Raw genomic sequence first — 20,987 nt, forward strand, 5'->3', positions numbered from 1 at the left:
GTGCTGCCAAATTAAGCATTTTCTTGGGCAAAACCCTTGGTCAGTGCCTGAGATTTAATATATAATCCGGCCTCGTTTTGCGGAGAGGTGGATGAGTGGTTTAAGTCACCACCCTGGAAAGGTGGCACAGGGGCAACTCTGTCGAGGGTTCGAATCCCTCCCTCTCCGCCAGGTTACTCAAGACCCCGATATATCGGGGTCTTTGCATTTCTGGCCTATCAATTCCAGTCTTGATGGCACCCTCCCTCATACTCAACATCATGCAGTCCCTTTGCTAAATCGCTACCGGTGCGTTCTGAAGGGCTGAATGAAATTCCTACAGCGGTTTCAGGTATCCCTGGCTTATGTTCTCCACTCGATTAAAGCACCATGCTAGACAGTATGAACGCTTGAGCGAATGTTGCTTCACTATCTTGGTGTCGCCTTACTCCCATCGCTTACGCAGAAATTCTTTTCTTAAAATCTATCTTTGCCAAGGAGGACTGACCATGAGAGCGAACCTTTTAGTGTTATTGGCTTTAACCGTGGCATATCCGGCAGCAGCTGATATGGCGCAAGACAATATTGTCATTGCAGGTGCAGCAGGAACAGGTGCGACAGGAACCTCGCCTAGTACTTCTCCAAGCACCTCACCTAGTGATACAACAGGTACAACAGGTACAACAGGTACAACAGGTACAACAGGTACAACAGGTACAACAGGTACAACAGATCCGGGTGCTCCAGGAACGCCGCCAGGTATTCCGCACGGCGCACCAGCCGGATCTCCCTCCAGCCCGGGCTCCACGCTAGATAATGGGGCAGAACCGTATGGGCAAGGCAACATCAGAGGAATCGGGCAATAAGCATCACCGGATAGTGCTTGGTGAGTGAATGAACCCGTCTCAATGCAGATCGAGACGGGTTTTTCATGTTTGTTATTTTTTATTTATTCAAGCGCCGGGGATGAGCTATTGTCTGTCTCAGGCATGTAGGCAAATATCCAGTCTATATAGGCTTTTTTCTTTTCAAATTCCTGGTAGGGCGGCGGGAAGTTCCGAGTTTTGAAAGGGCGGTCGCCCGAGAGGCTATATATGCCCATGATGCCGCCGCTGGGTGCATAAAGCAGGCCCCAGCCTTCTCTTTGCGTGACGGGGTCGATATAGAGTTTGCGCAAATGGCGTTGTGGGGTGGGGAAGCGGTTGTCCTTTAATAGCGAGTCCAGTGTAGGCGGAAACTGTTTCACCATGCCGGGAGACTGGTTGTAATAGGACCCGATGGCTTTGCGGATGGTGTCGCCTACCTTTATCAGCTCTTGTTCGCGCTCGCGCCGCTGCATGTCGCTCCAGCGGTTTCCCGCTTCAGCCAGGGCTAATCCCATGAGGATGATCACAAGCAGCGCGCCCATCAGCGCCATGCCTTGCTGCTGCTTACCATTCGGCATAGTAGCTCCCGTCCGCGGCCATGGCCTCCGAGCCGCTGCGGATGTCATAGATTTCGCCTGGGATATTGGTATTCTCCGGCGGCACCAGCATCCAGGTCTCGGTACTTTCGGTAATGGGGTCTTCCGGGATCGCGCGCAGGTACTTGCGTTCCACCAAGTCATACAGGGTGTCGGGATAACGCCCGGTATCGCTGTAAAACTTGTCGATGGCATCGCGCATGACGATGAGGTCATGCTTGAGAGAGTTCTCGCGGGCGCGGTCTATGCTGGAGAAATAGCGCGGCGTGACCAGGCTCAGCAGCGTGGCGATGATGGCGAGCACCACCAGTACCTCAATCAGGGTGAATCCCAATATCCTTGCTGGTTTTTGTCCTGGAATTGGCCGCATGCTTACCATTCCCGGTACGGCTGCTGGTTGAGCCCGGTATCGCCGGAGAGGGAATAGACGTCGTAGACGTCCTCGCCCTCGGCAGGCTCCTCGAACGAGCTGGCATAGCTGCGCTTGCCCCAGGTGGCTTCATTCGGCAGCTCGGGATCGGAGGCGAAGGGGTCGCGCGGAATGCTGCGCAGGAAGTGGATTTTGCGCTTCTTGGGGTCGCGCGGGTTTTCCACGCCCTGCACCAGGATTTGCAGGCTGGGGGGATAGCCGGATTGCCCTGGGGTTTTCTTGATGAGCCCGTCATCTACGGCTTTCTTGTAAGCGTCGATTGCATCGCGCAATTGCCAGAGGTGGCGCTTGAGTTCCTGTTCCTTGGCGCGCTTGGCCGTCACCTGCATCACGGGCGCGGCCGAGCTGAGGATCAGCGCCAGCAGCACCAGCGCCACCATGAGCTCGATCAATGTAAAGCCGTAAGATGGTTTCGAGCACTGCTTCATTGTTGCTCATCCGGGCTCGCAATGTCTTCCACCGGACGCATGACCGATCCGGCAAAGGAACGGTCCGACTCGGCGCGTTCGGCCTGGATTTCCTGCGGGGTCTTGACCGGTGTAGCAGGTGCGGCTTGCGCGGTGACGGTGCCTGGTTCCGCGGCCCGGCCCGGCCTAGATGCGCTGCGGTCTATCCCGGCCGGGAAGGTTGTGTAGATGGCATTTTCCGGGGTGAGGTTGCTGATGATGCGTGGCGTGATAAACAGGGCGATCTCTTTCTTGCTTAGGTCGTTGTTATTGTTGTTGAACAGTTTGCCGATCAGTGGCAGTTTGGAAAGCCCCGGCACGCCGTTTGTGATCTTCTGTTCGTCGTTGCGCATCAGGCCCGCAAGGATTTGTGTTTCTCCATCCTTCAATCGCAGGATGGTGCTGGCATTGCGGGTGCCTATGGTATAGGTGACGGTGCCGGAACTCGTCTCCATGCGGTCGGTCTGGTTGCTGACTTCCAGTCCAATCTTGATCGATACCTCATCGCGCAGCAGGATGGTGGGCTCGACGTCGAGTTTGACCCCTACCTCGATGTAGTTCACCGTCTGCGATATAAAGCCGGTGGAGTTGGCGACGCTGGTAAGCACCGGGATGCGATCGCCGACGTGGATCTTGGCCTTTTCGCGGTTCTTGACGCGGATATGCGGATTGGCCAGCAGGTTGGTGTCGGTGTCCTGCTGCAGCAGGTTCAGTGCCAGCACTGGGTCGCTGATGCTGAAGACGCCGAGGTTGGAATTGAAGTTCTTGAGCTCGTTGATGGTGAGCTTGCCTGGCGTGAGCGTGGTGGTGCCGTTGACGGTATCGCGACCCTGCACGTCGAGGCTGACATTGGTGGGATAGCGGATGCCGATGTTCTCCAGGCTGCGGCGGTTGATTTCCAGCACCTCGACCTCGAGCATGACTTCCGGCTCGGCCATGTCTTGCGACATGATGAGCTTCTCCGCGGTGCGGATCGCTTCCGGCGTATCCCGCATCACCAAGGTGTTGAGTTTCTCGTCGATATAGATGTCCTTGGTCTTCACCACGGTCTTGATCATGGCCATGAGCTTCTTGGCATCGGTGTTGCTCAGGTAGAAGCTGCGCACGAAGGTTTCCTGGTATTCCTGGCTGCGGCTCAAGGGGTAGATCAGCAGGGTGTTGTCATTGAGCACTTTCTTGCCGAGCTGGTTGCTCGCGAGGATGACATCAATGGCTTCCTCGATCGGCGTGTTGCGCAGGAAAACGCTGGTGCGCTGGTCGCTGCGCAGTTCCTGGTCGTAGGTGAAGTTGATCGCGGCGGCCTGCGAGATGAACTCGAACACTGACTTGATGGTGATATCCTTGAATTCCAACGAAATGGGACGCTTGAAGGAAGAGCGGATGTGAGGCGGGTTCACCACCTTGTCCATGCGTTTCTGCTCGATCTGCTCGAACAGGGCGCGCGCGCTGCGGTTGCTGGAATCTTCCGCCAATACCGTGCGCGCCAGGTTCTGCGCGCCTTCCCAGTCCTGCTTGGCGAGCAGTTCGTCGGCGCGCTGCATCATGGCGTCGTGCGTGGTGGCGATGCGCATCTGCTGGATGCCGTTCTGCGCACGCTGGTTCTGGCTGTCGAGCTCGAGCACGCGCCGGTAGGCGATGTCGGCTTCGCCCCAGCGTTTTTGCCGCTTGAGCTGGTCCGCCTCCTTGAGCAGGATGGCAAGCTGAATGTCCTGCTGCTGCTTGAGGTAGTTGCGGTATTCCGGATTGTCGGGGAAGGTGCGCACCAGGCTCTTGAGCCGCTCTATCCCGGCCTCGACCTGTCCGGCGTTGATCATGTCCCTGGCTTGCTGGAACTCCAGGTTGGTCTGGTTCTGCCGCATTTCCGTGCCGGAGCAGGCGGCGAGCATGATCGCGATAAATACCGCGCTGAATTTCAGGCTTGCGTGCGATGTGGTGTTCAATTGCTTTCTCCAATCATCAATGGCACATCAGCACGCAATGGCTGATAGCTCAGGATCATGCGGGAAGGGGTGATTTCCTTGATCTTCCAGTCGCCGACGATATCGCCGGTCTTGACGCTGACATTTTTTTCTCCGAGGGAGAGAAAGACGGTGAATTGGCCGTGGTCCTCCAGCTTGCCCGCATACGTAAAGGGGACCGGTGGAATTTCCATGGCCTGCTGCACGATGGGTTGTTGTGCGGTTTCGGCCTGGGCGACGAGTTGCCCGCCGCCGAATAAATTGTGCTCGCTGTCCTGCCAGGGCGCGCGTTGCAGCTGGGCCACGTCCAGGGAGTCCGCACCCGCTGGCCGGGCCTCGCCAGACGTCCTGGATTTCGGCTGATTCTTTACCTCGGTACTCACCCCTTGCGGACGCGATGCCGCGACGTGCACCTCGTCAGCCTGTTCGCCATTCAAGGCGGTCCACGCCGTGGCAGCCAGCGTCATGGTCAACGCGACCCATACCAGCCGCTGTCCCGGCGTCTGCTTCATTGCCCGTCCTTGCGCAGGTAGAGCGTGAGTTTTAACCTGGCTTCGACATGGTCGCTCAGCATGTCTTCGCGTTTGAGCGAAATATCGTTTAGCGCGGCCGATGGCAGGGTGTTCATGACGTCGGCAATGAAGCGGCGGATGTCGAGGTATTGTCCCTGTAGCGGCAGGCTGAGCTGGTACTTGGAGAACGCTGCCGATGATTGCCGGCTCAGGGTGTAGTCGACCTTTTCCGGCACCAGGCCGTGCTGCTCTGCAATATCCAGCACCTGGTTCAGCAGGGTGGTGGCTTCGCTCTCGCGCGGCAGGAACTGGTAGAAGGCATTGAGCGAGGCCTGCGGCGAACGGTCTATCCACTGGCCCTGGTGCTGTGGCATGGCGCGGTGCATAGCGGCGACATCGAGCTTGAGCTGCTGCAACGCCCTGGCATGCGGCCAGGCATAGGCGAGGGCAACGAGCAGGCAGGCTGCCAGCAAGCCTAGCCCCAGCTTGCTGAGCCCGTCGAGCTGGCGGAGGCGGTAGCGCAGCTTATGCAGCTTGCCGACACTCATGGCTGCTGTATCCATACGGCCTCCACTACGAAGCGCACCGGCATGGGTTGGTCGTGATGAAACTCATGCGACATCAGCAGCACGTCGTTGAATACGGACTGCTCGGAGAGGCCACGCACGTATTTGAACATATTGACCACTTCATTGGTATTGGCCGTAATCCTCAGCTTGTGCAGCCTGGCGTTGGGCTCGATGCTGGCGAGCTTGATATCCGCGACCTTGATGCTTTCCAACGCCAGGAACAGTTTCTGCCACGGCAAGGCGAGCTCGTGCATGGCGGCTTGCACTGCCGCGATCTCTTGCTGCTTGGCTTGGTCTTCCTTGGGGTTGAGCCTGGGAGCGCTGACCGGGGCCTGCATCTGCTGCAGGTCTGCGTTCAGCCGTTGGCGCTCCGAATTCAATTGCTGCATCCAGCCCAACAGCGCGATGCCGCAGGCTGCCGCCAGCAGGAGCGTCACGATTCCCTTCACAGGCCGGTCTTGCAGCAGGGGGGCGTGGTTGATGGAGATGACGGGTAGCATTACTGCCATGCCTCCATGCCGTGTTGGTCTTGCGAGGAGGCCAGGATATTGTGCACCTTACGCCCGGGAAGCTGGAGCGCTGGCCGGCCGTCCGCGGCGTAGAACACGACAGGCCACTCGCTGTTGTCCACGTCTGCGATGATGGATTCGCGGTCCAGCAATGCCTGCAACTGGTTTTCGATATCGCTTTCCGCGGCATAGCTCTGTAGGCTCAGCCATTGCCCGTGCTGCACCAGGGCGATGGTGATGCGTTCGTTTTCCAACATGATCAGGTTCAAGGCGTTGGGTAAAGGGGTGCGCGCCAGCTTGCGCCGGATGACGTCGGTAGCGATCATCAGGTGGGGGTGGATGTGCTGCACCGGCATTCGCGCTTGATTGAACTCCTCGCGCAGGGCTTGCAGCAGCTTCTCGTCAATGGCGCTGGCAAAGGTCGGGTGGCCGTAGGCCACCGGCGTGGTGCGGATGTCCCATGCACGTGAAAACTCGCCGTAGACCTGCGTGAAGTAATGCCTGACGAACGCGCTTTGCTCCTTGCGGGTATGCAGGCTGGCGTTCCACGGCACGATGGCATAGTGCGCGAAATAGTTGGAGACCACTACCCTGGGCTGGCAGCCTCGCCATTGGCGGTTTTGCAACTGCTGGTGCAGGCTGGAAACCGCCGGCTGCCAGAATTCCCGGTTCTGGAACGACTCGCTGGTGGAGCGCAATGCAATATCTTCTTTTGCCACGACCTTGGCCTTCATGCCGCGCTTGATCCTGAGCATGGTGAGCGTGCGCGGCTGGATCAGGACGCGCAGCTCGTCCCGCCATGGAAAGGCCCACGAGGCGGAAGGCCAGCTAAACGAGCGAGGTAACACGGTTGATCTCCTGTAGGGTGGTTTCGCCGCGCTTAACCATGTCGAGCGCGGCTTCTCGCATGGTGCGGGTACCGTTTGCGCGTGCGGCCTCCTTGACCTTGCGCACCGGTTCCCGCGTGATGATGAGCTCGCGGATGACGTCGTTGAACACCAGCAGTTCCGCCACGGCCTTGCGCCCCTTGTAGCCGGTGCCATGGCATTGCCCGCAGCCCTGGCCGGCACGGAAGCGGTATCCGTCGATCGACTCCGGCGCAATGCCGGACTTGGCGATCAAAGCGGGGTCGGGCGTGTCGTCGATGGCGCAATGCGGGCAGATCGTGCGCACCAGCCGTTGCGCCATGATGCCGTTGATCGCCGAGACGAAGCTGTACGGGTCCACGTTCATGTTGGTGAAGCGGCCGATGACGTCGAATACGTTGTTGGCGTGCACCGTAGTCAGGACCAGGTGGCCTGTCAGCGCGGATTGCACCGCGATCTGCGCGGTTTCCGCATCGCGGATTTCGCCCACCATGATCTTGTCCGGGTCGTGGCGCAGGATGGAGCGCAGGCCGCGCGCGAAGGTCAGGCCCTTCTTCTCGTTGACCGGGATCTGCAGCACGCCTGGCAACTGGTATTCCACCGGGTCCTCGATGGTGATGATCTTGTCCTGGCCGTGGTTGATCTCGGAAATCGCGCCATACAGCGTGGTGGTCTTGCCACTACCGGTTGGCCCGGTGACCAGCAGCATGCCGTAGGGCTCCTCGGCCAGCAGGCGGAAGCGCGCCATGATGTCCGGTTCGAAGCCCAGCACGTCGAGGCTCAGTCCCTGCGCCTGATCTGAAAGCGCCTTGCGGTCAAGGATACGCAGCACAGCGTCCTCGCCGAACACGCTGGGCATGATGGAAACGCGCAGGTCGACTTCGCGTCCCAGCGCCATGACCTTGAAGCGGCCGTCCTGTGGGATACGGCGCTCGGCGATATCGAGCTCGGACATCACCTTGATGCGCGAAATCGCTTGTTCCGCCTGCATCACGCCGTGGATGCTGCCCACGCTGCTCAGCACGCCATCGATGCGGTACTTGATGGTCAGGCCGTGCGCGTCGGTCTCCATGTGGATGTCGCTGGCGCCTGCCTTGAGCGCGTCATACAGGGTGGAGCGCACCAGCTTCACCACCGGCGAGGTGTCTTCCGCGATCGAGCGCAAGGAAATGTCCTCGATGGCGCTGTTGCCGCTCTCGCTCTCGACTTGTTCCGGCAGCAGGCCATCCATGGCGCGCATGCTTTCCTCGAAACGGGAAAGGAAGGCGGCAATATCCTTGCGGTGGGCGATGCTCCATTGCGCAGGCTCGGGCAGCAGTTGATTCATGCGGCTGTATAGCTGCGCATCGAAAGGGTTGGCATGCACCATGTGCAGCTTGCCGGCCTCGTCGCGCAAGGCGAGGCATTCCTGCCTGCCGGCCTCGGCAAAAGGCAGCAGCTGGAAATCCGGCTGCCACTCGTACAGTTGCAGGATGCCGAGCACGGGGTAACGCATGAGCCTGCCAAGCGCATGCATAAAGGTGTCGGCATCGAGGCCGGAAATCTCTTCCAGCACGTCCAGCAGCGGCTGTTTGCCTTGCTGCGCCAACGCGCGCGCCTGCTGCACTTTCTCCAGCTCAATCCGGGCGAGGCCGGAACCGGCCTGCAGGGAGGGGAGGTCCAGCGGCTGGTTCATTGTATGCTCCCGGCCAGGTCGAAAATCGGCATGTACATGAGCACTACCACGACACCGATGATCAGGCCGATCACCACCATCAGCAGCGGCTCCAGCAAGCGCGTGAACCAGTCCACGGCGCGGGCGATTTCCTCGTCGTAAAAGCTGCCGATGCGCTCCATCATCTCGCCCATCCGCCCCGTACGCTCGCCCACGCGCAGCATGCGCAGCGCAATCGACGTGGTCATGCCGTGCTCCTCCATCGCGCTCGACAACGGCTTTCCTTCGCGGATGTCATGCTCTGCCAGTTGCAGCTGGTGCTTCAGGCTGGGCTGCAGCAGGGAGGCGACCATCTGCATGCCGGTCACGAGTGGGATGCCGCCTTGCAATAGCATGCCCAGCGTGCGGTAGAAGCGCGCCAGTTGATAGATGCGCATGGTTTCTCCCAGCGCGGGGATTTTCCATAGTTGCTGCAGCAAGGTGTTGCGCACCACAGGGCGGCTCAAGGACACACCCAGCAGACTAAAGACAATGACGGAGGCCAGCAGGGCGACTTTTCCATGCTCGTGCAGCAGGCGACCCCAGGAGAGCAATAATTGCGACATCCAGGGCAGGTTGTCCCCGGCGCTTTCATAAATGGCGCTGAAGCGCGGCACGACATAGCCGAGCAGGAACAGCATGACCAATCCGCCGACGACGATCAGCAATACCGGGTAGATGGAGGCTGTGGTGATCTTTTTCTTGACCGCATCCAGCTGGCCCTGGTAGGTCACATGGCGGTTCAGCGCCTGCACCATATCGCCGGTGCGTTCGCTGCTGCGGATCAGCGCCACATAGAGCGGGGGGAATGTGTTGGGAAACTTCTCCAGCGCGCCCGACAGCGGCAAGCCTTCATAGAGCAAAGCCAGCAATTGCTTGAGCAATGTGCGCGACTCGGCATGGCCTTCCTTCTCCGCCAGGGCCTCGATGGCCTCGACCAGGCTCAGGCCAGAGTCCAGCAGGGACAGCAGCTCTTGGCTGAACAGCATGAGGTTGAACCTGGGCTTGCGCAACCGGGCGCCTATGCCAGCGCTTTCAAGATGCTTCAAGCCCAATACGCTGTAGCCCTGCGCTTCCGCCTGCAGCTGCGCCTGCAAACCATCGCTGGCCTCCAGGGTCAGCGACTGCACTTCTGCGCCGCGTGCGACTTTAAGCTCGAATTTCATGCGCGATGGTGTCCGTCAGGCGCTACTGCCAGCTCACGATGTCGGCAGATTCCTCGCTGCCGCCCAGTTGGCCATCCTTGCCGAACGACCACAAATCGTAATCCCCATGCTCGCCGGGAGAGCGGTATTGGTAAGGTTTGCCCCATGGGTCCTGCGGCAGGGCTTTTTGCAGGTAAGGGCCATGCCAGCGGGATTCGTCCGAAGGCTGCGCGTTGAGCGCCGCCAGGCCTTGCTCAGTGCTGGGGTAGCGCCCGGTGTCGAGCCGGTATTGGTCCAGCGCCTTGCCCAGCGCCTCGATTTGCGCCTTGGCGGTCTTGGCTTCCGACTTGCCGATCTGGGCAAAATACTTGGGGCCGACGTAACCTGCCAGCAGGCCGATGATCACCATCACGACCAGCAGCTCCAGCAGCGTGAAGCCGAGGTTCTGCTGTTTCGAAGGCAAGGGCTGCATGGCAGGGCTGTCGGTCATATCAGTTTTCAATGAGCGGGTGCGGGAAAACGGCATGGCGGTATCCTCAAGGTTGCGGTGTTGTGCTGTTGATTGCGGGTTTGGATAACAAGCCACTGGGTACAAATTGACTCGGTACGAAGCCAGGCACGCTGAGTTCGATAAAGGGAGCGATGGCCTGGCGCAGGCGGATCGCCTGCGGCTGTTCGGCCGGCGTTTCGTTGCTGCAGGGCGCTTTCACGTACAGCATGGGCGAGGCCGGGCGCTTGGGCAGGCCGACCAATGTCGTGAAATTGACCCAGTCGTCGTTCAGGGAAGCGGTTTGCTGGCTGAAGGAAGGAACGGCGCGCTCGGATGTTTCCACGCCGTTGACGGCTTCGCGGAAGGCAGGCTCGGTAAGCGGCTGGCGCTCGTAGCCAGGGCGCTTGTAATACTGCACGGCAGTAAAAGTGCGGCCGATGCGGTAGACGGGCTCCGCCCCCGTGGCATACATCGCATAGGCGACCTCGATGTCCTGGCCGGCAAAGCCGCCTCTCGCAATATCCGTGATGCGGAAGAACTGCTTGCCGGGCATTTGCATGTTGTAATCGGCATCCAGGCTGGACAATGCCAAAACCCTGGTGCCGTAGATGCATTCGCCTACGGCCGGGTTGCGCCAGACCACATCCATCACATTGGCGATCTTCTTGTCCGTTTGCCCCGTCAGCGCATTGTTCATCACCGCCTGGCGGTTGGCGTGCTTGAACAGCTTGAAGCCGGGCAGGGGGGCGGCGATTTCGTTTTCGGGAAATATAGCGCAGGCATTGCTATGCTCGACCGTGGGTTTGCGCGGGGCCATATGGCGGCCTTCGGGGTCGAACTTGCCGGTTGCATTGCAGAGAATATAGGCGCTGCTGCCGTGCTCCAGCAGCACGCCGCTGATCGGCAGCGGCTCGAAGCCCGAAGCATGCGCAATGGACAAGAACATGAGCAGGCCGGTTGCCCAGCAGCACTTAAAGCATGTGCCGGGATTGCGGGGGATGGGGTGCATGGGCATGGCGGGCATCATGGTCAATTCGCCGCAAAATACTGGTTCAATGCATGCAGCTGGGCCTCGTTGAGCATCCCGGCGGCTTGCTTGAGATTGATGATGTCGTTGACCAGCACGTACTGCACGCGGCTGAGTTCCAGCCGGCTGCGGAACAGCTTTTGCTGTGCGTTCAGCACCTCGATGTTGGTGCGTGTGCCCGCGGCAAAGCCTTTCTGCGTGCCTTCGAGGGCGATCTCGCTCGATTTCACCGCCTGGCGGTAGGCGGAGAGCGCCAGCAGCCCGCTGCGTATGCTGTTGAGGTATTTTTTCGTATTGGCCTCGATGTCGCGGGTGCGCAGGTTGAGCAGCTCCTCGGCCGCATCCACCCTGTTGAACGCCTGGCGCACGCTGGCGCTGGTGAAGCCGCCCGCGAACAGCGGCATGTTGAGTTGCAATGCAATGGTAGTGGTGTCGAAGCGCGAGCCCAGGGTATTGTTGCTGTCGTTCTCGCTAAAGGAACGGACGCCGACCAGGTCCAGGGTGGGGAAATGCCCGGCGCGCTTTTTCTCCACATCCTGCCTTGCGACTTCCACCGAGAGCCGGGCGGCGGTGATCTCCGGGTTGTTGCCCAGCGCCTGCTGCATCCAGAATTCAAGGTCGTCGGAATCCGGCACCCCGGCCGGCAGCTGGGCGATGTCGAGCGGGGCGATGTCGGTGACGGCGACGCCGCTCATATTGCTCAAGGTCTGCTTGAACACCGCCAGCGAATTCTCGGTGGTGATGAGCTCTGCCTGGGCCAGCTCCAGGTTGGCTTGCGCCTCGTTGATCTCGGTCACGGTGCCTTCGCCGTTGTCGTAACGCCGCTGGGCCTGGTCGAGCTGCTGGCTGGTGGCGGCGATATTGCTGCGCAATACCTCCACTTTTTCCTGCGCATACAGGGTTTCGAAGTAGGTGGCGGCAAGGCGGCTGATCAACGTGGCGTTTTCCTTGAGCAGCAGGGCTTCCTTGCTTTGCACGTTCGCCTCCGCGCCGCGGTAGGTGGCGATGTTTTCCTTGTTGAACAAGGGCTGCCTCAGGCTCAGCGCATAGTTCTGGATGTCATAGTTGAGCCGGGTGTCGATGGCGCCCAGGCTGGTTTGCGTGGTGCGGTCGGTGGCGCCGCGGCCGACGCTGGCGCCGAATTGCACCCTGGGCATGAACAAGGCGCGGCTCTTGTTGATCTCCTCGCGTTCCGCCGCCATATTGGCCTCGGCCGCCTTGTACTGCGCATCGTACTGCAAGGCTTTTTCATAGAGGCTGAGCAGGTTTTCCGCGGCATGCAGCGGGGCGCTGGCGTAGATTGCCAGTGTGCAGAGCGCGCGCGCCAGCGCCAATCGGTTCAATCTCATGCGGTAACGGCGGGTCATCATCCTGCGGGCTCCTCACTCTTCCTTCATCGAGGCCGCAATCCGCTTCACGAGCGGGTGCATCAGATAGGTGAGCAGGGTGCGCTCGCCGGTGCGGATCACCACCTGTACCGGCATGCCGGGTTGCAGGCGGCGGTCGCCAAGGGTTTTCATGCCGTCCTCAGTGATGTTGATGCGCGCAAGGTAATAGCTGGAAGGCGCCTGGCCGCCTGTGCCGGGGTCTACCAGCAAATCGCTGGAAACGGTCTTGACCTGGCCTTCCAGCAGCAATTGTGGCGTATTGGAAAAGCTGGAGAAGCGCACGTCTGCATCCTGCCCGGTATGAATCTTGTCGATGAGGTGGGGAGGAATTCGGGCGTCGAGGATCAAGGGCTCGTCGAACGGCACGATATCCATGATTTTCTGTCCGGGCTGGATGACTGCGCCGACGGTATGCACCTGCAAGCCGACGACCTGGCCGCTGACCGGCGCAGTGACGGTGATGCGCTGCAACTCATCCCAGAGCGGCTTGTACTTCTCGGCATCGGCCTGCACCGCGAGCTTCACCTGCGCCATCTCGGTGTCGATTTCCTTCTTCTCGGTTTGCTCCCGAGCGGTGATGCGCTGCTGCAGCTCGAGGATGGCCTTGCGGCTGCGCAGGATGTTCGAGTCGTTGGTGGCGATCAGGCCGTAGGTCTGGGCCAGCTTTTGCTCCAGCTCGTTCTGCTGGTTGCGCGGCGCGAAGCCCTCGCTCACCAGTTGCCTGATGCCGGCCAGTTGCTGGGTCAGCAGTTCCAATTGCGATTGATAGCTGCCGGCCACCCCCTGGTAGCCTTCGATCAAGGCCTGCTGGCCCTGGATGGATTCGCGCATCGCCTCGACATCGGCGCGCAAGGCCTCCTGGCGCGCGCGCAGCAGTTGGGACTGGTTCAGCATGAGCTGCTGCACATAAGGGTCGCCTTGCTGCTTGATCAGCTCTTCATGAAACACAATGCTGCCCGCGCCCAGCTTTTCCGCGAGCAGGCGGCTTTCCTGCGCCAGCAGCCCAAGGTAGCGCTGGCGCACCTCGTCGAAGCGCGCCTTGCTGGCGGTGGCATCCAGCGTGAACAGCACGTCGCCGGCCTGCACCGCCTGGCCTTCGTGCACCATCAACTGGCTGATGATGCCGCCATTCAGGTGCTGTACGGTTTTATGCCGTCCTTCCACCGTCACCAGGCCCTCGGTCGGCACGCCTTCGTCCAGCGGGGCCAAGGCGGCCCAGGCGAGAAAACCGCCAAAACCGAGCAGCAGGATGATAAAGCCCAGCCGGGTTGTGCGCTGTTCATGGACATGCCCGGCTGCCTGCTCGTGCAAGGGGATTACCTTGGATTCGTGCGCAGGCGCATCGGGCGCCGCGTGTTGTAAAGGCAGGTTCATGTTGTTCATCCTTATGCCACCTTGCTTGCCGGGGTTTGCCTTGCCCGGTTGAGTTCTGCGATCACCTGGTCGCGCGGGCCATGGCAGACCATGGCGCCCTGATCGAGCACCAGTAGCTTGTCCGTAATGTTCAGGATGTGCGTACGGTGCGAGACGATGACGATAGCCTTGCCCTGGTTTTTCAGGAGCAGCAGCGCGGTGATCAGGCTGGCTTCGCCCTGGTCGTCCAGGTGCGAGTTCGGTTCGTCCAGGATGATGACGGCAGGCTGCTGGTAGATGGCCCTCGCCAGGCCAAGCAATTGGCGTTGGCCGCCTGAGAGCACGGGTGCCTCGGCGTCGATGCGGGTGTCGTAGCCTCGCGGCAGCCGCAGGATGGCGTCATGAATGCCTGCGGTTTGCGCAGCCTGGATCACCTTTTCTGGGTCCGGCTGCGTGAAGCGGGCAATATTCTCGGCAATGCTGCCTTCCAGCAAGGCGACCTCCTGCGGCAGGTAGCCGATCGCTGCCGCATATACATTGGCAGGCAGACGCGAGAGCGCAATGCCGTCGACGAGGATTTCGCCTTCGCGGTTATCGCAGATGCCCGCGATGCAGCGCACCAGCGTGGTCTTGCCCGAGCCCGATGGGCCGAGAATGCCGAGAATCTCGCCCGGCTCGATGTCCAGGTTCAACGGGCGGAGCAGGGGCTTGCCGCCGGATGCCTTCACGGCGATCTGCACCAGTGCCAGCCTGCCCTTGATTGGTTCGCCCGGCGTGGTCAGGTACACAGGGTCTTCCTCTCCATGGGCGCTGGCAAGCAATTGGTCGATGTTGGAGGCAGACGCCTTGGCCTGGATGAACTGTTTCCAAGTGCTCACGATGACGTCGAAAGGCTGCAATGTGCGTGCGATCAGCACATTGGAGGCGATCATTGCGCCGATCGAGATATCGCCTTTCACCGCCAGTAGGGCGGCCACGCCCAGCATGCCTGATTGCATGGTGTAGCGCGCAAACTTGTTGACCTGCTGATTGCGGCTCTGCACTTGGTTTGCCTGGGCGTCCAGCGCATGCCAGCGCGACTGGATGCTGACCCAGCGTTGCCACAGGGACGGCAGCATGCCGAGAACGTGCAGCGTCTCAATATTGCGCAGCTTGCTGTCGAGGAATTGCAGCCCCTGCTGGCGGGCCTCGGCCGTTTTTTCCAAAGGCAGCGCCGTACTGCGCTGGTTCCAGAGCGCGAGTCCGAACTGGACCAGGCACAAGGCAATTGCCAATGTCCCCAATATCGGACTGAGGACGAACAGCACCGCCACATACAGCAATGTCCAGGGCAGGTCGAAAAAGGCGAACAAGCCGTTGCTGGTGACGAAGTGGCGGATGAAGGTCAGCTCCTGCATGGCCTGGTGCGTACCGTTCAATGCAGGCGCCTGCGTTGTCAGGCCGAGCGAGAACAGCCTGGAGGTCAGCAACTGATCGAAGCGCACGCCTGCCTTGATCGCGACCATGGAGCGCACCCAGTCTGAAAACGCCATCACCATAAACAGGAACACGGTGATGAGGGTGACGGCGAGCAGCGTCATCTCGCTGCGGCTCAGCAATACCCGGTCATAGAGCTGCAGCAGGTAGAGCGTGGGCGCGAGCATTAATATATTAGTCACCATGCTGAATGCGGCAATGGCCCAGGCTTCACGCCTGAACAGCGCCAGGTAGCCGCGCAGGGAGGCGGGCGGCCTGTTCATGCCTGCATCCTCGGCGTGTTGCCGGCTTGCTGCAACGAGGCCAGCACTTCATCCGGCTTGCCGTAGCGCAGCATCTGGCCCTTCATCATCACCATCATGGTATCGGCAACGTGCCGGATGCCTTGCAAGTGGCTAATGATGACGAACGTCGTTCCCTGCGCCTTGAGCGTGCGCACCGCGTGTTGCAGGCATTGTTCGCTGGCTTCGTCCAGGTTGGCATTCGGTTCATCCAGGACCACGACCGCAGGCTTGCCGTAAAGGGCGCGCGCCAGGCCGACCAGCTGCCTGCGGCCGCCGGAGAGCAAGTGGCCCTCATGGCCGATGCGCGTATCGAGGCCGTCGGGCAAAGAGTCTATCCAGGCTTGCAATTGCAGCAGTTCAACCACATTTGCCAGCTTCTCCTGGTCTGGCGTGCCGAAGCGGGCGATATTTTCCGCGACCGAGCCGTCTAGCAGGGCGATTTCTTGCGGCAGGTAGCCCAGGTGCTGCCCGAGCTCCGCCTTGTCCCACTGGAAGGCATCCACGCCATCCAGCCTTACCTTGCCGGTGCTGGGTTGCAGCAGGCCGACCAGCAACTTCGAGAGGGTCGTCTTGCCGGAGGCGGATGGGCCGGTAATGAGCAGCACCTCGCCCGGATGCATGCGGAACTGGATATTGCGCAGCAAGGGTTCGCGCGCGTTGTCCGGCAAGGCGTAACTGAGGTTTTCCACCGAGATCTGCCCGGTCGGCGCAGGCAGCGCCATGCCGGGCCGCTTGGCCGGGTGTTGTTCCAGCAATTCGTCTAGCCTGACGTATGCCTGCCATGCATTGGCAAGGCTGCGCCATTGGGCTATGAGCTGGCTGAACGGCGCCAATACACGTGCGGCCAGGATAGAGGCGACGATCATCATCGCAGCCCCATTGACCAATGCCTGGCTGACGACTAGGTAGCAGCCCAGCCCCAGCACCAGCGACGTCAGGGTGATTTGCAGGAATTTCGAATATGCCGCGTGCCGGCCTGCAATTTCGGAGGCCATGGCCTGCTTGCTGAGAAAGGCTTGCTGCTTGTCCTGCCAGCGCGCCTCAAGCGGCGCTTGCATACCCATGGCCCTTACCACGTCCGCATGCTGTTGGATATTGCTGAAATAACTCTGTGCCGCCAGGGCGTATTGATTGGCTTCCTGCAGTACCGGCTGCACGCGCACCTGGTTGAGCAGCGCGACCACGGTCTGGATTGCCAGGCCGAGCAGGGTCAGGTAACCCAGGCTGCTATGGATGAAGAAAATTGCGACAACGAAGATCACGATGAAAGGAATATCGATCAGGCCGAGCAGAGCGGGGGAGTAGAGTATTTCCCGCAGGCTGCGATAGTCGGCAAATACGCGCTGTGCGGGGAAGCCGGCATTGGCGAGCTTGGCGGCGAATGCGGCATTGAAAATACGATGGTTCAATGATTGGTCAAGCTGGCCGGCCGCTTGCAGCATCATGCCGCGGCGCACCCATTCCAGGCTTTCCATGATCAGGTAAATAAAGACCACCATCATGGTGAGCATGAGCAAAGTACCAAGATTGCGACTGAAAATCACGCGATCATAGACTTCGAGCATGTACCACGATGGCGCCAACACAAGAAGGTTGGTAAAAAAACCGAAGAAAATCACTCGACGGAAGAGAGAGATGAGATCCATCAAGGACTTCTTCAGTTGAGCGGAGTTGCTGCTTTTAGTCACGTAAACAGTATTCCTGGAAGTAAAAACGTAGAAAGCCGATTGGGCCGGTACGGGACCGGCCCTGTTGCCAGGGTCTGTTGATGCTTTGTTCGCGAGCCGCGTTGCTGCGACAAATGGTGATAGGCAAGGCGCGGGACACAGGCAATGGTCATCCCCTTGTCAAGTCTCGCAACGCAGCATGGCATCATTTGTCACAGCAACCCGAAGGGCCGGGCCGGTTTTTTTGCACGGTGCTGCGTTATTCGTCGTTTATTTGGAATAACCAAACTTCACTCCTCATGCCTTGCTCCGTACAAAAACTGGCTCTGGCGCGGTCGTGAACAAAACTTCAATAGACCCTTTTAAACAACCACGATATCTGCCGCAGTGATCGAAGTGACGCCTGTCAGGATCGCGATATCCACCGCTGTGCTTCCGCCATTGCCGTCTGCGTAATACTGCAGGGTATTGGTGGAAGTGTTGAACACCAGGTAGTCATCTGCATCGAGCGGGCCCGAACCGACCACCAGGTTGCCGGCATTGAAGCCGACCAACGAGGCGAACTGGTCCGTATTGAGCTCGATCTTGTCGACGCCGCTGGCGAAGTCGGTGATGGTATCGGTGTCAGCGTTAGTGAGATCAACCCCGACGTTTTCATACCATTGCACTTCGTCGTCATCGCCGGTCACGGTTTGCGTCCAAATCTTGCCAAAGACAAAGGTATCGGAACCAGAACCGCCGGTCAGGGTATCGTGCCCGCCGTTGCTGATGAAGCGGTCATCCTGAGTCGTGCCGATGAAGGTCTGGGTGTTGCCGTTGCCTTCAAAGGTCAGGCCGTTGGCTGTCACGCCGGAAGCATCCACTACGACATTGTTGATGGTGCCGCCATTGTTGCCCCTAGCATTGGAGAGGTCTGCGACAGTACCGCCAGCATTGAAGAAATAGTGGTCATTCAGCAATTGCAGGGCTGTGTTTTCCACGTTCAAGCGACCCACGGTGCCGCCTACCTGCACCACTTCCATTTCCTGGAAGTTGGCATCGTTGAGCACGATAGTGCCTGCAGCCTGGGTGTTGGCGCCGATGCCAGTGGTGATGCGCAGGGTATCGGTACCTTCACCGCCGACGATCACGTCATGCTTCTCGCCAGTGGCGATCCACTCGGGGTTGCCATCATCAGCCTTGGAAGTAGTGCCTTGTACGCCGCTGCCGAAGCCACCGATCAGGAAGATGTCGTCGCCTTCACCACCGTCAAGGTAATCCGCACCGCCGTGACCAACCAGCAAGTCGTTACCGCCATTGCCGTAGACCACATCATCGCCCAGGCGAGCAGTGACGTAATCCACGCCATCGCTACCCAGCACGATTTCGCGGGCACCGTCGGTTTCATTGGCACCGTCGATACGGACATAGCTGCCAGCCTCGCCCTCGGTGGCATCGTAAATGATGTCCACGTTGTGGAAGAGCTCGGCGACGGAGTAGTCGTCTACTTCAAATACAGCGGCATCGTATTCGACCTCATCAGCCCCTTCAACATCGGGCTCGAATTCCTCTTCCTCGAATTCCAGCTTGATGGTGACGGATTCGGTAGGACCGCCAGCGACGCCGTAGATATGAGTGCCGGGATTGAGGAAGCCAAGGCTGAGGGATTCACCGTTGTTTTCAAGCTGTTCGGCGGAGAGGGTGATGTTGACGCCGCTGGCTAACTCAATACGCTCAATGCCTGTGAAGTATAGTGATTCTGAAAAATCACCAGATTGAGTAAACTCAAGCGTATCAACGGCGTTGTAACCAGCGATGGTAGTAGCATAAGTGCTGATTGCGTCGGAGCCAGGGCGAGTCTGAATATTGAGGCGAACATCAGTCTCAATTTCTTCAGACATTTCCTGATCTTCGATTTCAACCCACTCACCGGTGACAGTGTCGAAGACAAAAAGCTCTTCCTCCTCTTCACCTTCTTCCTCTTCTTCTTCGCCTTCAACTTCAGTGATGTCGATATAGCGCGCAGGATTGCCAGAATTATCAAGATTTGAAACACCGCCTTGAATAATGGTCAAGCCTTCAAATTCATCGCTAATACGAAAGGTATCGTTACCGCTACCCCCGATCAAGACATCGTCAGGAGCAACTAAATAGACATTACCATCGATTGTCTCATCACCTGCAGTACTGCCGCCGCCTTCGATGTAATCAGTACCTTCACCTCCAGACAGCAAATCATCGCCATCTCCAGCAAAAATAACATCATTGCCGTCGCCACCAAAAATAGTATCATTGCCAGCACCTGCATAAATGTTGTCATTACCGCTCCCACCAAACACAACATTATTGCCATCTCCTGCATCGATAACATCATTACCATCGCCACCAAAGATGATGTCATTGCCATCACCGCCAATGATAAAATCATCACCATTTCCGCCGAAAATGATGTCGTTGCCATTGCCACCAAAAATAGTGTCATTTCCATCACCAGCAATAATGATGTCATTGCCGGAATCACCATCGATAAAATTATCTAGGTTATTGCCGATAATAATGTCTGAATCGCTAGTACCGGTATAAGAAGTCTCGCTAGAGTTAAAAATCTTTATAGCCATTTTCTATAACCTCCAAAATTATTTACAAACTCACTAAATTAGCTCGCAGGTAGAGGCCAGAAAGGTCTCTACCTTTACACTAACTAGAATTAATAAGGATCAGTATGAGCTGGAGTAATTGAGCCGCCAGGGGGAACGAAGCCACGTACTTTTACTTCGATGAATGGATTGTCTGTTATTCCATCCCCCGAGAGTTCTTGGAATGTTTGACGAAGGCGGATGGCTTCATCATGCTCACTCGTACTCGGCGCAGCAGATGAGCATGTTGTTTTTACATATACCATGCCTGATGCTGCCACTGAACTACCATCATCATCCAGAAAATTCACATCGGTAGTGAATTCAACCCAGTTGGGATGAATATCTGCAAGTTGCTGGGTGGGAGATGCCGTACCTGGATATGAGTTCAATCCATTGATTGATGGATAGGATCCTAAGCCTGTGAGAGGCTGTGCAGCATAGCTTGAGCTACGGTGCTGAACAGACGTATATGCTCTTCCTATTCTGTATACAGGGTCAGAAACAACGGGAATGGTTGAGTAAGCAACATCAACCGGTAACCCTGCAAATCCACCACGTGCAATACCATTGACTTCAAAGTATTGGTTGCCAGATGCGATAGTGTTGTAGTCAGTACTATTGTTAACCACTTTTGCACCATAAATGCACTCATAGGTTGAGCCTGTTTGTCTACGCCAAACATATTCTGTCACTGTACCTACAGTTTTGTTGGTATTTCCTGTGTATATGTTATTCATTACAACAGGGCGGGATGCTGATGCAACAAAACTAAATCCAGTTTCCGGCGCAGCAATTTCGCTGCTAGGGAAGACAGCGCAAGTGTTATTGGCAGAGGGTGTTGGCTTTGTCGTAATTCCTGAACCGAAATTACCGGTTGTATTACAAAGCGTGTAGGCACTTGTTCCACCAGAAACGGGAAAACCCGTGGTAGGAAGATTGACGAAGCCAGTCGCATAAGATTGCATGCTAATTGCGCTTAAGGCGCTTAATACAGCAAGTTTCAATGTCACTTGTTTCATGCTTATTCTCCTTTGTATTACAATAAGCAGGCATTTGTGGCTGCCTGACGACACCAATTCACCCGAATCTGTTCAAGTTCTTTGCGAGTCCTTTAG

19 protein-coding genes and 1 tRNA gene are annotated in these 20,987 nt (G+C 58.3%); 1 reads left to right on the forward strand and 19 read right to left on the reverse strand.

What is annotated here, in order from left to right:
- Window positions 1-81 precede the first annotated feature (81 nt).
- Window positions 82-171: transfer RNA gene (locus tag MFLA_RS06815), tRNA-Ser, on the forward strand.
- A 462-nt stretch (window positions 172-633) separates the two neighbouring features.
- On the opposite strand, the gene MFLA_RS14995 is transcribed toward MFLA_RS06815, so the two are convergent.
- From MFLA_RS14995 to MFLA_RS14515, 19 genes are all read right to left on the reverse strand, one after another.
- A complete protein-coding gene (locus tag MFLA_RS14995; RefSeq protein ID WP_267864486.1) occupies window positions 634-756 on the reverse strand; it encodes a hypothetical protein in 123 nt (40 codons plus the stop codon).
- Window positions 757-928: 172 nt separating this feature from the next.
- Window positions 929-1,423, reverse strand: coding sequence for a type II secretion system protein (locus tag MFLA_RS06820; protein ID WP_011479555.1), 495 nt, complete (start codon window positions 1,421-1,423; stop codon window positions 929-931).
- On the reverse strand, window positions 1,410-1,811 hold the full coding sequence (locus tag MFLA_RS06825) for a type II secretion system protein (RefSeq protein ID WP_011479556.1): 402 nt from the start codon (window positions 1,809-1,811) through the stop codon (window positions 1,410-1,412). The genes MFLA_RS06820 and MFLA_RS06825 overlap by 14 nt, the downstream gene beginning before the upstream one ends.
- A 2-nt stretch (window positions 1,812-1,813) precedes the next feature.
- Window positions 1,814-2,299 (reverse strand): type II secretion system protein, encoded by a 486-nt coding sequence (locus tag MFLA_RS06830; RefSeq protein WP_011479557.1) that lies wholly within the window; start codon window positions 2,297-2,299, stop codon window positions 1,814-1,816.
- Window positions 2,296-4,203 (reverse strand): secretin N-terminal domain-containing protein, encoded by a 1,908-nt coding sequence (locus MFLA_RS06835; protein WP_195742153.1) that lies wholly within the window; start codon window positions 4,201-4,203, stop codon window positions 2,296-2,298. The genes MFLA_RS06830 and MFLA_RS06835 overlap by 4 nt, the downstream gene beginning before the upstream one ends.
- Window positions 4,204-4,253: 50 nt before the next feature.
- A complete protein-coding gene (locus MFLA_RS06840) occupies window positions 4,254-4,787 on the reverse strand; it encodes a hypothetical protein (RefSeq protein ID WP_011479559.1) in 534 nt (177 codons plus the stop codon).
- Window positions 4,784-5,350: a type 4a pilus biogenesis protein PilO gene (gene pilO, locus MFLA_RS06845; protein ID WP_195742111.1), complete on the reverse strand. Its 567-nt coding sequence runs from the start codon at window positions 5,348-5,350 to the stop codon at window positions 4,784-4,786. The genes MFLA_RS06840 and pilO overlap by 4 nt, the downstream gene beginning before the upstream one ends.
- Window positions 5,332-5,865 carry a hypothetical protein gene (locus tag MFLA_RS06850; protein WP_195742112.1) on the reverse strand — a complete coding sequence of 178 codons (534 nt, stop codon included), beginning with the start codon at window positions 5,863-5,865 and terminating at the stop codon, window positions 5,332-5,334. Before MFLA_RS06850 ends, pilO begins: the two co-directional genes overlap by 19 nt.
- Window positions 5,856-6,713 (reverse strand): hypothetical protein, encoded by an 858-nt coding sequence (locus MFLA_RS06855; RefSeq protein ID WP_011479562.1) that lies wholly within the window; start codon window positions 6,711-6,713, stop codon window positions 5,856-5,858. The genes MFLA_RS06850 and MFLA_RS06855 overlap by 10 nt, the downstream gene beginning before the upstream one ends.
- The gene (locus MFLA_RS06860; RefSeq protein WP_011479563.1) at window positions 6,694-8,406 is read right to left on the reverse strand and encodes a GspE/PulE family protein; all 1,713 of its coding nucleotides are present in this window, start codon (window positions 8,404-8,406) and stop codon (window positions 6,694-6,696) included. The genes MFLA_RS06855 and MFLA_RS06860 overlap by 20 nt, the downstream gene beginning before the upstream one ends.
- Window positions 8,403-9,590, reverse strand: coding sequence for a type II secretion system F family protein (locus tag MFLA_RS06865; protein ID WP_011479564.1), 1,188 nt, complete (start codon window positions 9,588-9,590; stop codon window positions 8,403-8,405). Before MFLA_RS06865 ends, MFLA_RS06860 begins: the two co-directional genes overlap by 4 nt.
- A 22-nt stretch (window positions 9,591-9,612) precedes the next feature.
- Complete coding sequence (gspG, locus tag MFLA_RS06870; protein WP_048811896.1) at window positions 9,613-10,041, reverse strand: type II secretion system major pseudopilin GspG; 429 nt, start codon at window positions 10,039-10,041, stop codon at window positions 9,613-9,615.
- A 64-nt stretch (window positions 10,042-10,105) separates the two neighbouring features.
- Window positions 10,106-11,086 carry a hypothetical protein gene (locus MFLA_RS06875; protein ID WP_011479566.1) on the reverse strand — a complete coding sequence of 327 codons (981 nt, stop codon included), beginning with the start codon at window positions 11,084-11,086 and terminating at the stop codon, window positions 10,106-10,108.
- A 2-nt stretch (window positions 11,087-11,088) separates the two neighbouring features.
- A complete protein-coding gene (locus MFLA_RS06880; protein WP_011479567.1) occupies window positions 11,089-12,456 on the reverse strand; it encodes a TolC family outer membrane protein in 1,368 nt (455 codons plus the stop codon).
- A gap of 12 nt (window positions 12,457-12,468) precedes the next feature.
- Window positions 12,469-13,848, reverse strand: coding sequence for an HlyD family type I secretion periplasmic adaptor subunit (locus tag MFLA_RS06885; RefSeq protein ID WP_229407262.1), 1,380 nt, complete (start codon window positions 13,846-13,848; stop codon window positions 12,469-12,471).
- 11 nt (window positions 13,849-13,859) lie between these two features.
- Entirely contained in the window at window positions 13,860-15,566 is a 1,707-nt protein-coding gene (locus tag MFLA_RS06890; RefSeq protein WP_011479569.1) for a type I secretion system permease/ATPase, read from the reverse strand.
- On the reverse strand, window positions 15,563-17,275 hold the full coding sequence (locus MFLA_RS06895) for a type I secretion system permease/ATPase (RefSeq protein WP_195742113.1): 1,713 nt from the start codon (window positions 17,273-17,275) through the stop codon (window positions 15,563-15,565). Before MFLA_RS06895 ends, MFLA_RS06890 begins: the two co-directional genes overlap by 4 nt.
- 341 nt (window positions 17,276-17,616) lie before the next feature.
- Window positions 17,617-19,851, reverse strand: coding sequence for a calcium-binding protein (locus MFLA_RS06900; protein ID WP_011479571.1), 2,235 nt, complete (start codon window positions 19,849-19,851; stop codon window positions 17,617-17,619).
- Window positions 19,852-19,940: 89 nt separating this feature from the next.
- Window positions 19,941-20,891, reverse strand: a complete 951-nt coding sequence (locus MFLA_RS14515; RefSeq protein WP_195742114.1) for a hypothetical protein — start codon at window positions 20,889-20,891, stop codon at window positions 19,941-19,943.
- Window positions 20,892-20,987 lie beyond the last annotated feature (96 nt).

The organism is Methylobacillus flagellatus KT, from assembly GCF_000013705.1.
GTDB classification, from domain to species: domain Bacteria; phylum Pseudomonadota; class Gammaproteobacteria; order Burkholderiales; family Methylophilaceae; genus Methylobacillus; species Methylobacillus flagellatus.

Coding starts and splice junctions, on each gene's coding strand:
- MFLA_RS06825 (WP_011479556.1), bottom strand. CDS start 1,811: ATGCGGCCAATTCCAGGACAAAAACCAGCAAGGATATTGGGATTCACC.
- MFLA_RS14515 (WP_195742114.1), bottom strand. CDS start 20,891: ATGAAACAAGTGACATTGAAACTTGCTGTATTAAGCGCCTTAAGCGCA.
- MFLA_RS06860 (WP_011479563.1), bottom strand. CDS start 8,406: ATGAACCAGCCGCTGGACCTCCCCTCCCTGCAGGCCGGTTCCGGCCTC.
- MFLA_RS06865 (WP_011479564.1), bottom strand. CDS start 9,590: ATGAAATTCGAGCTTAAAGTCGCACGCGGCGCAGAAGTGCAGTCGCTG.
- MFLA_RS06835 (WP_195742153.1), bottom strand. CDS start 4,203: ATGCTCGCCGCCTGCTCCGGCACGGAAATGCGGCAGAACCAGACCAAC.
- MFLA_RS06850 (WP_195742112.1), bottom strand. CDS start 5,865: ATGGCAGTAATGCTACCCGTCATCTCCATCAACCACGCCCCCCTGCTG.
- gspG (WP_048811896.1), bottom strand. CDS start 10,041: ATGCAGCCCTTGCCTTCGAAACAGCAGAACCTCGGCTTCACGCTGCTG.
- MFLA_RS06875 (WP_011479566.1), bottom strand. CDS start 11,086: ATGATGCCCGCCATGCCCATGCACCCCATCCCCCGCAATCCCGGCACA.
- MFLA_RS06880 (WP_011479567.1), bottom strand. CDS start 12,456: ATGATGACCCGCCGTTACCGCATGAGATTGAACCGATTGGCGCTGGCG.
- MFLA_RS06900 (WP_011479571.1), bottom strand. CDS start 19,851: ATGGCTATAAAGATTTTTAACTCTAGCGAGACTTCTTATACCGGTACT.
- MFLA_RS06830 (WP_011479557.1), bottom strand. CDS start 2,299: ATGAAGCAGTGCTCGAAACCATCTTACGGCTTTACATTGATCGAGCTC.
- pilO (WP_195742111.1), bottom strand. CDS start 5,350: ATGGATACAGCAGCCATGAGTGTCGGCAAGCTGCATAAGCTGCGCTAC.
- MFLA_RS06840 (WP_011479559.1), bottom strand. CDS start 4,787: ATGAAGCAGACGCCGGGACAGCGGCTGGTATGGGTCGCGTTGACCATG.
- MFLA_RS06885 (WP_229407262.1), bottom strand. CDS start 13,848: ATGAACCTGCCTTTACAACACGCGGCGCCCGATGCGCCTGCGCACGAA.
- MFLA_RS06820 (WP_011479555.1), bottom strand. CDS start 1,423: ATGCCGAATGGTAAGCAGCAGCAAGGCATGGCGCTGATGGGCGCGCTG.
- MFLA_RS06890 (WP_011479569.1), bottom strand. CDS start 15,566: ATGAACAGGCCGCCCGCCTCCCTGCGCGGCTACCTGGCGCTGTTCAGG.